The sequence below is a fragment of the Vibrio sp. JC009 genome, assembly GCF_029016485.1.
GTDB lineage: Bacteria > Pseudomonadota > Gammaproteobacteria > Enterobacterales > Vibrionaceae > Vibrio.
Map to the genome: position 1 here is coordinate 741,628 of NZ_CP092106.1, position 13,307 is coordinate 754,934.

At 48.1% G+C, this 13,307-nt stretch carries 13 protein-coding genes; all 13 read right to left on the minus strand.

Annotated elements, in window-relative coordinates; all coding sequences use genetic code 11:
* Window positions 1-190: 190 nt before the first annotated feature.
* On the minus strand, window positions 191-526 hold the full coding sequence (locus L3Q72_RS03510; protein ID WP_275131296.1) for a hypothetical protein: 336 nt from the start codon (window positions 524-526) through the stop codon (window positions 191-193).
* Window positions 527-627: 101 nt separating this feature from the next.
* A complete protein-coding gene (gene lipA / locus L3Q72_RS03515; protein WP_275131297.1) occupies window positions 628-1,593 on the minus strand; it encodes a lipoyl synthase in 966 nt (321 codons plus the stop codon).
* Between the two features lie 25 nt (window positions 1,594-1,618).
* Window positions 1,619-2,263, minus strand: coding sequence for a lipoyl(octanoyl) transferase LipB (gene lipB, locus L3Q72_RS03520; RefSeq protein WP_275131298.1), 645 nt, complete (start codon window positions 2,261-2,263; stop codon window positions 1,619-1,621).
* 165 nt (window positions 2,264-2,428) lie between these two features.
* Window positions 2,429-2,698 carry a DUF493 family protein YbeD gene (ybeD, locus tag L3Q72_RS03525; RefSeq protein WP_275131299.1) on the minus strand — a complete coding sequence of 90 codons (270 nt, stop codon included), beginning with the start codon at window positions 2,696-2,698 and terminating at the stop codon, window positions 2,429-2,431.
* Window positions 2,699-2,887: 189 nt separating this feature from the next.
* On the minus strand, window positions 2,888-4,060 hold the full coding sequence (locus tag L3Q72_RS03530) for a serine hydrolase (protein WP_275131300.1): 1,173 nt from the start codon (window positions 4,058-4,060) through the stop codon (window positions 2,888-2,890).
* Window positions 4,061-4,191: 131 nt separating this feature from the next.
* Complete coding sequence (locus L3Q72_RS03535; RefSeq protein ID WP_275132065.1) at window positions 4,192-4,956, minus strand: septal ring lytic transglycosylase RlpA family protein; 765 nt, start codon at window positions 4,954-4,956, stop codon at window positions 4,192-4,194.
* Window positions 4,956-6,077 (minus strand): rod shape-determining protein RodA, encoded by a 1,122-nt coding sequence (gene rodA, locus L3Q72_RS03540; RefSeq protein ID WP_275131301.1) that lies wholly within the window; start codon window positions 6,075-6,077, stop codon window positions 4,956-4,958. The genes L3Q72_RS03535 and rodA overlap by 1 nt, the downstream gene beginning before the upstream one ends.
* 2 nt (window positions 6,078-6,079) lie before the next feature.
* Entirely contained in the window at window positions 6,080-7,963 is a 1,884-nt protein-coding gene (mrdA, locus tag L3Q72_RS03545; RefSeq protein ID WP_275131302.1) for a penicillin-binding protein 2, read from the minus strand.
* Window positions 7,964-7,968: 5 nt separating this feature from the next.
* On the minus strand, window positions 7,969-8,439 hold the full coding sequence (gene rlmH, locus L3Q72_RS03550; RefSeq protein ID WP_275131303.1) for a 23S rRNA (pseudouridine(1915)-N(3))-methyltransferase RlmH: 471 nt from the start codon (window positions 8,437-8,439) through the stop codon (window positions 7,969-7,971).
* A 3-nt stretch (window positions 8,440-8,442) separates the two neighbouring features.
* Entirely contained in the window at window positions 8,443-8,760 is a 318-nt protein-coding gene (rsfS, locus tag L3Q72_RS03555; protein ID WP_275131304.1) for a ribosome silencing factor, read from the minus strand.
* 54 nt (window positions 8,761-8,814) lie between these two features.
* Window positions 8,815-9,852, minus strand: a complete 1,038-nt coding sequence (gene holA / locus L3Q72_RS03560) for a DNA polymerase III subunit delta (RefSeq protein WP_275131305.1) — start codon at window positions 9,850-9,852, stop codon at window positions 8,815-8,817.
* Complete coding sequence (lptE, locus tag L3Q72_RS03565) at window positions 9,852-10,445, minus strand: LPS assembly lipoprotein LptE (RefSeq protein WP_275131307.1); 594 nt, start codon at window positions 10,443-10,445, stop codon at window positions 9,852-9,854. The genes holA and lptE overlap by 1 nt, the downstream gene beginning before the upstream one ends.
* A gap of 242 nt (window positions 10,446-10,687) precedes the next feature.
* Window positions 10,688-13,261, minus strand: coding sequence for a leucine--tRNA ligase (leuS, locus tag L3Q72_RS03570; protein WP_275131308.1), 2,574 nt, complete (start codon window positions 13,259-13,261; stop codon window positions 10,688-10,690).
* Between the last annotated feature and the right edge of the window lie 46 nt (window positions 13,262-13,307).

The window sequence follows — 13,307 nt, forward strand, 5'->3', positions numbered from 1 at the left end:
CTGGGAACGGACTTCGTCCTATGGGCTCTGGGAGTAAGGCGGGTAAGATGGCCTGCTTTGATTGAAATATAAATCCCCGCATTATTTAAAATAAGCGGGGATTTTTTGTTTTCTCGAAAGTTTCTATCGCCACTTTCCCAGGGCCTAACAGGGAGCGCAGCGACCGTCCAAGGGCCCAGGGCCCCAAAAACTACTCGTCCTTATTTATACTAAGCGTAGTCCCCGACTTACACTGAAACGAATAATACCGGCGGCTTTCGTTAAACTTAGACAGGCCTTCGCCGGTGCAGTAGTCGATGTTGATATCACGCATGATTTCAAGGGTGTCTTCACTGTTCATGGTGAACTTAGAACCATCGGCACAGATAATACGTACACGGCCGTCATCGCTGACAGAGTAGACATCCACTTCGGTGTTGCACAGCTCAAATGACGCATCCAGATAATTGTCATTCTGAGTGTTGTTTGATGAGCACCCGGTCAGAGCGAGTGCCATTGCTACTGCCAAAAAACCTAGCTTTTTCATACGACTTTTCCTTTTCAGTCAATCTTTGGACTTGAGTATTTATAGTTTAGTAGACCATGCCAAAATTCTTGAGTTCATTTTTGAATTTAGAACAAAATTTTCTACTTTACTTCAACACCCTGAGCCTGAAGATCAGCGTGATAGGAAGATCGCACAAACGGGCCACAGGCTGCATGGGTAAACCCAAGGTCTAAGGCAACCTGTTTCAGCTCGTCGAACTCTTCAGGCGGAACATAACGTTCTACCGGCAGATGGTGGCGGCTTGGTGCCAGATACTGTCCCAGTGTCAGCATGGTTACACCATGAGCGCGAAGATCTTTCAGAACTTCGATAATCTCTTCTTTGGTTTCACCCAGTCCCATCATCAGGCCTGATTTGGTCGGTATATCAGGGTGTTGCTCTTTGAACTTTTTCAGCAGTTCCAGAGACCACTTATAGTTTGCACCCGGACGCGCTTTTCGGTACAGGCGCGGCGCGGTTTCAAGGTTGTGGTTAAATACATCCGGCGGGCTATCTTTCAGGATATCCAGAGCTTTGTCCATTCTTCCGCGGAAGTCAGGAACCAGAGTCTCGATTTTTATCTCAGGGTTTTTCGCACGAATTTCCCGGTTACAGTCAGCAAAATGCGCGGCGCCACCGTCTCTCAGGTCATCACGGTCAACAGAAGTGATAACGACATATTTCAGGTCCATATCCTGAATGGTAGTTGCAAGGTGTGCCGGCTCTTCCGGGTCAGGGGCTACCGGTCTGCCATGGGCAACGTCACAGAAAGGGCAGCGTCGGGTGCAGATTGCACCAAGGATCATAAAGGTTGCCGTTCCGTGGTTAAAGCACTCTGCAAGGTTCGGGCATGAAGCCTCTTCGCAGACGGAATGAAGATTATTTTTGCGCATAGCAGATTTTATATTCTGAATTCGCTTGCTGTCTGATGGCAGCTTAATCTTCATCCATTCCGGTTTTCTCAGAACTTCCTTCTCTTCTGATGGCAGGTTTTTGGTCGGAATCAGAGCCATCTTGTCGGCGTCTCTGTATTTAACGCCTTTTTCCATTTGAATTGGTTTGCTCATATGCTTCAGTGTCTACCTGTTATGTTTATTTGTGCTCTGTTACCTGGGTATAGTTCAGAGCGGCTACCAGCTCTTTAACCAGTATTTTGCTGATATCATCCAGATCATCCGGACCACCCAGATCCCGGGTTTGTATCATTTCCATTCCGGCATAACCGCACGGATTGATTCTCAGGAAGGGTGAAAGGTCCATATTGACGTTCAGTGCCAGACCGTGGAAAGAACACCCCTTACGAATTCTCAGACCGAGGGAGCAAATCTTTCGTTCGTCAACGTACACTCCGGGCGCATCCGGTCTTGCTCTTGATGAAATACCGAACTGCTCAAGGGTCTGGATAACGATATTTTCTATATGAGTGACAAGGTCCCGCACGCCTAACTTTTTTCTTTTCAGGTTAATCAGAAAATAGGCTACCAGCTGTCCGGGGCCGTGATAGGTTACCTGTCCGCCTCTGTCACTCTGCACTACGGGAATATCTCCGGTTTCCAGTAAGTGCTCTGCTTTTCCGGCCTGACCCTGGGTAAATACCGGGTTGTGTTCTACAAGCCAGATTTCATCAATAGTATCGTCAGTTCTGGAGTTGGTAAAGTCATGCATGGCCTGCCATACAGGTTGGTAATCTTGAAGCCCCAGATGTTTTACAACAAGTCGATCTGCTACGTTTTCCACTTCCGGTACCTGTATAGCGAATTAATAAAGTAAAATGATTATAAACTGCTTTGTGGCGAGGAACTAGGCTTAGCTACACAAATTTAAATTTTTTTTAATATCTAAAAAAAGATTGAACGCCGGATACAAAAACAGCGGCTTAATGCCGCTGTTCTGAACCCGCTTTTAAAGAACCATTCGAACAATTTCGATTTCGCCCAGCTCTTTATAAAGTGTTTCAACCTGCTCGATAGAAGTTGCAGTGATAGTAACAGAAACTGAGTTATAAGTTCCTTTACCACTTGGCTTTACAGTCGGGCTGTAATCACCAGGAGCATGTTTCTGAATCACTTCCAGAACCAGCTCTGGAAGTTCAGGTTTTGCATAGCCCATTACCTTGTAGGTGAACTGACAAGGAAATTCTAACAGGTCTTTTAGCTTTGGTTGTTCTTGCATGACTTATTCCGGATGGGGATTTGTTGAGGCGGAATATTACTCGGATTAAAATGGGAACTCAAGAGGAAAGGGGATTTGGCCCTGGGAACGGACTTCGTCCTACAGGCCCTGGGCCCTTGGAAGTGCGGTTATTTGACCTAGGGCCCAGCAGGGAGCGAAGCGACCGCTCCCAGGGCCTAGGGCCAAATATTAGAACCAGCTCTTAAACAGCAGCACAATATAATCAATCAGACGACTAAACAAACTACCCTGATCAACATCTTCCAGTGCCAGAAGCGGGTATTCTGCGATATCTTCACCGTCAACCTGGTAGTAAAGCGTACCAACTACGTCGCCCTGGGTGATTGGGGCTTCAAGCTCTTTTTCCAGAACGAAGCTTGCTTTCAGGTTTTTAGCCTGGCCGCGTGGAAGGGTTACGTAGGTATCCTGGCTTACGCCCAGTGCAACGGTTTCCTGTGAACCCATCCAGATACGTTCATTTACGAAGGTTTCACCCGCTTTGTGTGGAGCAACGGTTTCGAAGAAACGGAAGCCGTAGTTAAGCAGCTTTTTGCTTTCTGCCTTACGGGCATTTTCGCTCTTGGTTCCCATCACAACTGCAACAAGGCGCATCTTGCCTTCAGTTGCTGAGCTTACCAGGCTATAACCTGCTTTTGATGTGTGACCGGTTTTGATGCCGTCCACATTCATGCTCTTATCCCACAGTAGACCGTTACGGTTGTACTGTGTGATGCCGTTATAGGTGAACTGTTTTTCCTTGTAGATAGCATACTCTTCCGGTACATCGCGGATAAGTGCGCGACCAAGAAGGGCCATATCGTAAGGTGTTGAGTACAGGCTCGCATTATCGAGACCGTGTACGTTGGCAAAATTGGTATTTGTCATGCCGATGGACTGAGCCCATGCATTCATCAGGTCAACAAACGCATCTTCTGAGCCGGCAACATGTTCTGCCATTGCTACACAAGCGTCATTACCCGACTGGATGATGATACCGCGGTTAAGGTCTTCTACTTTTACCGTAGTACCCACTTCAATAAACATCTTAGAAGAGTCAGGGTAGTTCTTAGCCCAGGCATTTTTACTGATTACAACATCATCCTGAAGAGAGATATTACCGCGAGCCAGTTCCTGACCGATAACATAACTTGTCATCATCTTGGTCAGACTTGCAGGAGAAAGTTTGGTGTCTTTTTCCTTCTCTGCCAGTACCTTGCCTGAGTTATAGTCAATCAGTACATAGCCTTTAGCTGCGATCTGAGGTGCATCCGGTACCACAATCGGTGCCGCCTGAGCTGTGCCGGCAGCAAATACTGAAGTTGTGATAAGTAGAGATTTAAGTAATGTTTTTGACTTATTCATTTTGTATGTAATCAATTTGAATGTTTAAAAGCTTAATGGTCCGTATCTTAGCAGAATCATTCAGATTCGTCAGGATAACTGACTGATGCGATAGCACTATGACAAAAAACGAGACGTTACGCCACAATGATTTACTGTGAGACTTTCTTTATAAAAGCCTCCGGGTAGCCCTGTTGCCTGATTTTTTCCAGCGCTGCTTCCGTTTTTAAAAAGTCATCAAAGGGGCCGACCATCACTCTGAAGTTGTTTTTCTGCTTTTCGATAAAAGTGCTGACAGAAAGCTTAGCAGATAAAGTATCAGCCAGTGACTGTGTTCTTTGCTGGTGCCCAGATGCTGCAACCTGAATAGCAAATTGCTGCAGTTTTGAGTCATTGGTTTTCTTTACGGAAATATGTTCGATTTCTACATTCGCTGTGCCTGTAGCTATCACGCCCAGCTTATAGGCAGCGGCATAGCTCAGGTCGATAATTCGCCCTTTATGAAAGGGGCCGCGGTCGTTCAGTCTGACAATGGCGGTTTTTCCATTATCCAGGTTAGTAACCTTTACGTAGCTTGGAATAGGCAGGGTTTTATGGGCGGCTGACATGGAATACATGTCATACACTTCGCCGTTTGAGGTCTGGTGGCCGTGGAATTTTTTTCCGTACCAGGAAGCGATACCTTTCTGGCGGAAGCCTTCAGGATTTTTGAGTACGGTATAGGACCCACCTCTCACGGTATAGCTGCCGTTTCCGCCACGGCTATAAGGCTCGTAAACAGGCTGCACATCTTCGATATGCTCAACGGAAATTGGCTTCTCCGGCGCTTCATCTTCAGAAAGCGAATAGCGTCCGGAGCCCGAGCATCCGGCAAGAGCAAGAATAACCAGCGCTGTCAGAAAACGGTATCTGTTTATTATGTGGCTTTTGATAGCATGCTCCTGTGAGTGTGGATAGACATCAGAATGCCAAAACCTGCCATCAATGTCACCATGGATGTGCCGCCATAACTGATTAGCGGTAGCGGAACCCCCACCACCGGCAGAATACCGCTTACCATGCCAATGTTTACAAACACATAAACGAAGAAGCTCAGTACGATACTGCCTGCCATCATACGGCCAAATGCAGTTTGTGCATTACTGGCCAGGAACAGACCTCTGCCGATTATAAAAAGGTAAAGTGAAAGCAGTACCAGTATGCCCAGCATTCCCCACTCTTCAGCGATAACGGCGAAAATAAAGTCGGTATGCCGCTCCGGAAGAAATTCCAGCTGTGACTGAGTGCCATGAAGCCAGCCTTTACCGCTTAATCCGCCTGAGCCTATGGCGATTTTACTCTGAATAATGTGATAACCGGCTCCCAGCGGATCCGACTCAGGATCAAACAGCGTTCTTACCCGGACCTTCTGATATTCCCGCATCAGGAAGAACCATAAAATGGGAATAAAGGCACCCACTGCCATTGCTGCTGCAAAGATGATTCTCCAGCTGATACCGGCCAGGAAGATAACAAATATCCCCGAAGCCGCGATAAGGATGGAGGTGCCAAGGTCTGGCTGTTTTGCGATCAGTATCGTCGGCACAAAGACCAGAACCAGTGAAATAACCAGAGTGGTCAGGGTTGGTGGCAGCGGTTTTCTGCCAATAAATCTGGCAACCATCAGTGGCACCGCCAGTTTCAGAAGCTCTGAAGGCTGGAAGCGGACAAAACCCAGATTAAGCCAACGCTGCGCACCTTTAGAGGCTTCACCGAAGAAGAGCACGCCAAACAACAGGCCAACACCGGCCACAAACAGGATCGGAGCCAGAGCTTCATAGGTTCTGGGAGAGAGCTGGGCCAGAAATACCATTACGCCAAGTGACAAGCCCATTCTCATGGCCTGGCGGTCCATCATGCCCATATCCTGGCCGCTGGCACTGTACATAATCAGCAAACCAAAGCCCATCATAAGTATCAGGCCGATAAGCAGCGGCAGGTCAATATGAAGCCGTTCAAAAAAGATTCGACTCTTGCCGGTAGAAGGATCCAGTTTCATCTTTACTCAGCCTCGTCTTGGTTTTCTAACAATATGTGGTCAAAAATCTTACGCACCACGGGAGCGGCATTTGAGGAGCCGCCACCGGCGTTTTCCAGTACCACGGATGCAACGATTTCCGGCTCTTCAAGAGGTGCAAAACCAGTAAACAGAGCGTGGTCATGAAGATGTTCGGCCAGCTCTTCTGCTTTATATTCTTCATCTTCCTTCAAACCAAAGACTTGCGCAGTACCCGATTTACCACCACTTTTATATTTCAGATTCTGGAAGGCGCGGCGGGCGGTGCCTTTTTTACCATGGTTAACCAGATACATGCCCTCAATGGAAATATCCCAGAACTTATCTGGTACACCGGTAATTGGTGGGTAAGTTTCTACCGGTTCAAGCGTATGAAGGCTTGGTGTCTGCGAAGTATCTATGGTTGAACGCAGAAGATGCGGCGGCATCACTTCACCCCGGTGGATCAGTACAGAGGTTGCCTTGGCAATTTGCAGCGGAGTGGCAGTCCAGTACCCCTGACCGATACCCACAGGAATCGTATCGCCCTGATACCATGGAGTGCGGTGCCTATCCATTTTCCACTCTCTTGACGGCATGTTGGCTCTGCTCTCTTCGTGGATATCTATGCCTGTGTACTCACCAAATCCAAACTTGGTCATCCATTTGGACAGGTTATCGATGCCCATATCGTAGGCAACCTGATAGAAGAAGGTATCAACGGACTCTTCAATAGACTGGGTCACATTCACCCGGCCGTGGCCCCATTTTAACCAGTCGCGGAATGGTTTGGTTTTGGAGTTTGGTATCTTCCAGTAGCCAGGGTCATTTCGTGTTGTATAGGGTGTTATCACCTCTTCCTGAAGTGCTGCGATGGCGATAAATGGCTTAACCGTGGATGCAGGAGGGTAGATACCCAGTGTTGTCCTGTTTACCAGAGGTCTGTTGGTATCGTTCAGCAGTGCGCGGTAGTCTTTTCCTGAGATACCATGCACAAAATCATTCGGGTCGTAGCTTGGGCTGGATACCATAGCCAGAATGCCGTTGTCAGCAGGATCCAGCACAACGGCCGAGCCTCTTCGGTTGTCAAGCAACTCATAGACATACAGCTGCAGGTCAATATCCAGGTTGAGGACAAGATCTTTTCCCGGTACCGGAGGAACATACTTCAGAGTGCGGATAATTCTGCCGCGGCTGTTTACCTCAACTTCCTGATAGCCGGGCTTGCCGTGCAGAACGTCTTCATAATAACGCTCGATACCCAGCTTACCGATATCGTGAGTGGCCTGATAGTCCGCTTCCTTCTCTTCTCTGATGAGCTTTTGCATATCCCGGTCGTTAATCCTGGATACATAACCGAGCACATGGGTCAGGGCTTCACCGTATGGATAGAAGCGCTTCAGAACCGCGGATACTTCCACGCCCGGGAAGCGGTACTGGTGAACAGAGAAAATAGCCACCTGCTCCTCGGTCAGCTGAGTGAGCAGAGGGACAGACTTAAATCGTCTGGTGCGCCTTCTTTCCTTATGGAAAGATTCTATGCGTTCTGGAGAGATTTCCAGAATTTCCTGAAGACGCAGTATTGTGCCATCAATGTCTTTGATCTTTTCCGGGATCAGATCCAGCGTATAGACAGGGCGGTTTTCAGCAAGAAGTTTACCGTTTCTGTCGTAAATCAGTCCGCGGTTTGGTGCGATAGGCACTACTTTAATCCGGTTGTCATTTGAACGGGTTTTGTAGTCCTGATATTGATTGACCTGAATGTTGTAGAGGTTAGCGATAAGAACGCCAACCAGAGCAACGATTCCCAGGAAAGAAACCACAGCCCGGTTGCGGAACAGTGAGAGCTCCGCTTTATGATCCCTGATTTGAGTACGTCTGCGTCTCATTCGTCCTATTCTCTGTGATAAGGATGATTTGCCGTGATACTCCACGCACGGTACAGGCTTTCAGCCATGACGACCCGGACAAGAGGGTGGGGCAGGGTTAGCGGTGACAGCGACCAGCTTTGATCAGCCGCCGCTTTACAGGCGGGCGCCAGTCCTTCAGGGCCACCAATAAGGATAGATACATCTCTGCCATCCAGTTTCCAGCTGTCAAGCTGCTGAGCCAGTTGCGGGGTGTCCCAGCGTTTACCCGGAATATCGAGAGTGACGATTCGGTTTCCTTTCGGCACTGCAGCTAACATCAGTTCACCTTCTTTCTGAAGGATTCTGGCGATATCGGCATTTTTACCACGCTTGCCGGCGGGTATTTCCACAAGCTCAAGCGGCATATCATGCGGGAACCGGCGTTTATATTCCTGAAAGCCCTCTTCTACCCATTTGGGCATTTTTGTTCCGACGGCGATTAGCTGGATTTTCAAAACTTAGCTCCACAACTTTTCTAGCTGGTATAACTCGCGCTGCTCTTCCTGCATAACATGAACCATCACATTGCCCATATCCAGAACAACCCACTCGCCTTCGTTTTCACCATCGATGCCGTATGGTGCAAGTCCTGCGGTTTTCGCTTCTTTTGCGACATTGTCAGCGATAGAGGCAACATGTCTTTTCGAGGTTCCGGTACAGATAACCATATAGTCTGTGATGCTGGATTTGCCGGTAACGTCTAAAGTTACGATGTCCAGGGCCTTCATATCATCTGCTTTGTCGACAAGAAAGTCTTTTAGCTCATTAAGTTGCAAAGTTTTACCTCTAATAAATTACATTGTCTGCGCTTGGGCGAATTATATCACCCTTTAGCCAGGAAAAGGGATACTGCTATCTTGCCGGGGCTCGGGAGAGCAAAACTCGACCGAAAGCTGGGTAAGTTGTGGCCAGCAGGAATCTTCATATTGAGTTTTAGCCAGAATCTCTGCCTGAGCAAGTTGCTTGTACATGGCTTTCAGATTATCTGCGGATAACCGGGTCAGTGCCGCCTGATACAGCGGGCGTTTGTTTTGCCAGATTCTGTACTGGTCGAACAGGCGTCCCAGGGGTTGAGTCTGACTCTCTTTTTTCAGTTGCATAAGCTGGCTGAACTCACGCTGCAGTGTGCGCAGTAAGATTACCGGTTCTGTGCCTTCAGTCTGAAGCTGGCGCAGTATTCTCATCGCTCGTTTGGGCTTTCCTGCCAGCAGGGCATCCATCCAGTGAAAGGGGGTGAAGTGATTGTGCCGGCTCAGGGCCTCTTCCACTCTTACCAGAGTAAGCACTCCGTCCGGATAGAGCAGGGCCAGTTTTTCCAGACTCTGCACCAGAGCAAGCAGGTTACCCTCATGCCACTGAGCCAGCATCTGAAGTGCTTCCTGATCCGGCTGTAAACCGAGTTGTCGGCAGCGGGTGTTGATAAATCCCGGTAGTCTTTGGGTGTCCGGCGTTAAGCAGCTTACCCAGGTTCCACGTTGATTTAAGGTCTTAAACCACTTGGCATTTTCCTGCTGACGGGTAAGTTTTGAGCCGGTGACAATAAGAATAATGTCGCTATGCAGGGATTCACTAAGAGAAACAAGTTCTTTACTGATGGTGACATTTACTCCTGACTCAGGGATTTCCAGCTCGATGATCTGTCTGGAAGAGAACAGGCTTAATGCCTGAGTACAGTCGTAAACATCATTCCAGTTAATGCTGCTATCAACGGAAAAGTAGTGTCGCTCTTCAAATCCGGCGGACCGGGCTGCTTTATAAATCAGATCCCGGCTTTCGGTAATCAGCAGTGGCTCGTTGCCAAACAGCAGGTATACGCCACTTAGCTGTCTTTTCAGGTTATCCGCAAGTTTGTCAGCAAACAGACGCATTAATTGGACTGCTCTTGGGTTTCTTCTTTCTGCTCAGGTTTGATTTTGATATGTTCAAATTCTTCTTCAGAAATCTGACCCTGTTTGATCTCGTGGTTCAGACGGGCCAACTGGCGCATAATCTGGCGTGATGCCTGTTTGATCATCTCTTCTTCCAGCGTATCTTCTTCCACAGACTTAGCCAGAGCGGTCTGAGGGTTGCTCAGGTAGCTTCGGTTTACTGTGGTGGAGTATTGCTTGCTGCCAAGCTCAGGAATGGTTACACGGTAAGAGGCAGTGTAGGTCAGCTCTTTTTCCGCTGTTGTCATGCTCTGATACAGAGAGATAGTACGGGAGCCAAGACTACCGCTCAGCAGGTGAATGTTGGGTACATCTTCAGCAGGCTGAACCATTTCAATATCGTTCATTCTCAGCTGGCTCTGCACAGAGCGGGTCAGGAATGAGTACTGGTCATAACTGGTGAGTGACACTCTGGAGATCTCTTCCGGTACCAGGTAGCTGCCACGGAAATGAAAACCACACGCAGAAAGAGCGCCGGCCAGCAGTAAAACAACGGATAGTTTTATTGAAGATACGGATAAAAGTGTTTTCACAAAATGTTCTCTATCTTGTTTATGTTTATCTAATATGACTTTTTTAGCTCCTCCCCTTTTCAAGGGGAGGCTGGGAGGGGTTATTTCCACAGCAGTTATTGACATCCATAGAAGCATTTAACTTCTGAGGACTTAACCCCCTCTAACTCCCCCTTGGAAAGGGGGAGAACCGAAAAGCCGTATTAGATAAATATAAACAGGGTGAATTAATCCACCCTGTTTAAAGACCTGTAAATTGCTAATTAGTTCGCAACAATGTTCAGAAGTTTACCCGGTACGTAGATAACCTTACGTACTGTTTTGCCTTCTGTGAACTTAACTACGTGCTCGTCAGCAAGACCCAGAGCTTCAACTTCTTCTTTAGAAGCATCCGCTGCAACAGTCAGCTTCGCACGTAGTTTGCCGTTTACCTGAACAACGATAAGTTTTTCGTCTTCAACCATGGCTTTGTCATCAGCAACCGGCCATGTTGCTGTGTCGATACCGGCTTCACCCAGCGCTTCCCATAGCTCGTATGAGATGTGCGGAGTGATTGGGTAAAGCATACGAACAACAGCCTTCAGTGCTTCGTCCAGAATGGCGCGATCCTGAACCGATTCCTGAGAAGCTTTAGCCAGCTTGTTCATCAGCTCCATGATGGCAGCAATTGCTGTGTTGTAGGTCTGGCGACGTTCGATATCGTCAGTTACTTTAGCAATAGTCTTATGTACGTCACGGCGAAGTGCTTTCTGGTCACCGCTTAGTGCTGAAGCGTCAACGGCTTCTGCTGCGCCTTTTTCAGTGTGCTCTTTTACCAGCTTCCATACACGCTTAAGGAAACGGTTAGCGCCTTCTACGCCAGACTCCTGCCACTCAAGCGTCATATCAGCCGGAGATGCAAACATCATAAACAGACGAACAGTGTCAGCACCGTACTTGTCTACCATCTCCTGAGGGTCGATACCGTTGTTCTTAGACTTAGACATCTTAGTCATGCCTGTGTGAACAACGTCGTTACCATCTTTGTCGGTAGCTTTAACGATGCGGCCTTTTTCGTCACGCTCAACGGTTACATCAGTCGGAGAAACCCAAACTTTAGCGCCTTTCTCGTTGTTGTAGTAGTAAGCATCAGCCAGAACCATGCCCTGACAAAGCAGCTTCTTGAAAGGTTCGTCGCTGTTTACCATACCTGCATCACGCAGCAGTTTATGGAAGAAACGGGAGTAAAGCAGGTGCATACATGCGTGCTCAATACCACCAATGTACTGGTCTACAGGCAGCCAGTAGTTTGCTGCATCAGCATCCAGCATTTCGTCAGCCTGTGGAGAACAGTAACGTGCGTAGTACCATGAAGATTCCATAAAGGTATCGAAGGTATCCGTTTCACGTAGTGCCGGTTCGCCGTTGAACGTGGTTTCTGCCCAGCTCTTATCTGCTTTAATCGGGCTTGTTACGCCGTCCATAACCACATCTTCAGGCAGGATAACCGGTAGCTGATCAGCAGGTACTGGGTGAACTTCACCATCTTCGGTAGTTACCATTGGGATTGGAGCACCCCAGTAACGCTGACGGGATACACCCCAGTCACGCAGACGGAAGTTTACTGTCTTCTTACCTTTGCCGATCGATTCAAGTTTTGCAGCGATAGCGTCAAATGCCTGCTGGAATTCCATACCATCGAATTCACCAGAATCAAAACAGATGCCTTTTTCTGTGTAAGCTGCTTCTGAGATATCAAGCTCGCTGCCGTCAGCTGGCTTGATTACCGGAATGATATCCAGGCCGTACTTAGTTGCGAACTCGTAGTCACGCTGATCGTGGCCAGGAACCGCCATTACCGCACCTGTACCGTAATCCATAAGTACAAAGTTAGCCACGTAGATTGGCACTTCACGACCGTTAAGAGGGTGGACAGCCTTAAGGCCGGTATCCATACCTTTCTTTTCCATCGTTGCCATGTCAGCTTCAGCAACTTTGTTGTTTTTACATTCGTCGATAAATGCAGCCAGCTCAGTGTTGTTCTCAGCAGCCAGTGCCGCCAGAGGGTGGCCTGCCGCAATACCAACGTAAGTTACGCCCATTAGCGTGTCAGGACGTGTGGTATAAACTTCAAGATCTTCCTGACCGGCAACAGTGAACTTCAGTTCAACACCTTCAGAGCGGCCAATCCAGTTGCGCTGCATGGTCTTAACCATTTCAGGCCAGCCATCCATGTTGTCCAGTTCGTCAAGCAGCTCCTGAGCGTATGCAGTAATCTTGATAGACCACTGTGGGATCTCTTTTTGCTCAACAGGCGTATCACAGCGCCAGCAGCAGCCGTCTTCAACCTGCTCGTTTGCCAGTACAGTCTGGTCGTTAGGACACCAGTTCACTGCTGAAGTCTTCTTATAAACCAGGCCTTTTTCGTAAAGCTTGGTGAAGAACTCTTGCTCCCAGCGGTAGTACTCAGGCGTACATGTTGCGAATTCACGATTCCAGTCGTAGCCAAAACCAAGCAGCTTAAGCTGGTTTTTCATGTACTCGATATTTTCGTAAGTCCATGGTGCTGGTGCTGTTTTGTTTTTTACCGCTGCGTTTTCAGCAGGAAGGCCGAACGCATCCCAGCCGATAGGCTGCATTACGTTTTTACCCTGCAGACGCTGGAAGCGGGAAACTACATCACCGATTGTATAGTTACGCACGTGACCCATGTGGAGTCGGCCACTCGGGTAAGGGAACATGGACAGACAGTAGAATTTTTCTTTGTTTGGGTCTTCACTTACAACGAAGGTTTCGTTGTCATCCCAGTGCTTTTGAACTTTCTGTTCAATATCTTGCGGATTGTATTGCTCTTGCATCGATGATTTCCGGTTATCGTGGAATATGTGAGATCTGTTCGATCAG

Excerpts from the sequence above, each read along its gene's own strand:
- mrdA (WP_275131302.1), bottom strand. The coding sequence starts at position 7,963 with ATGAGACGCAGACGTACTCAAATCAGGGATCATAAAGCGGAGCTCTCA.
- leuS (WP_275131308.1), bottom strand. The coding sequence starts at position 13,261 with ATGCAAGAGCAATACAATCCGCAAGATATTGAACAGAAAGTTCAAAAG.
- ybeD (WP_275131299.1), bottom strand. The coding sequence starts at position 2,698 with ATGCAAGAACAACCAAAGCTAAAAGACCTGTTAGAATTTCCTTGTCAG.
- L3Q72_RS03510 (WP_275131296.1), bottom strand. The coding sequence starts at position 526 with ATGAAAAAGCTAGGTTTTTTGGCAGTAGCAATGGCACTCGCTCTGACC.
- lipA (WP_275131297.1), bottom strand. The coding sequence starts at position 1,593 with ATGAGCAAACCAATTCAAATGGAAAAAGGCGTTAAATACAGAGACGCC.
- holA (WP_275131305.1), bottom strand. The coding sequence starts at position 9,852 with ATGCGTCTGTTTGCTGACAAACTTGCGGATAACCTGAAAAGACAGCTA.
- L3Q72_RS03530 (WP_275131300.1), bottom strand. The coding sequence starts at position 4,060 with ATGAATAAGTCAAAAACATTACTTAAATCTCTACTTATCACAACTTCA.
- rodA (WP_275131301.1), bottom strand. The coding sequence starts at position 6,077 with ATGAAACTGGATCCTTCTACCGGCAAGAGTCGAATCTTTTTTGAACGG.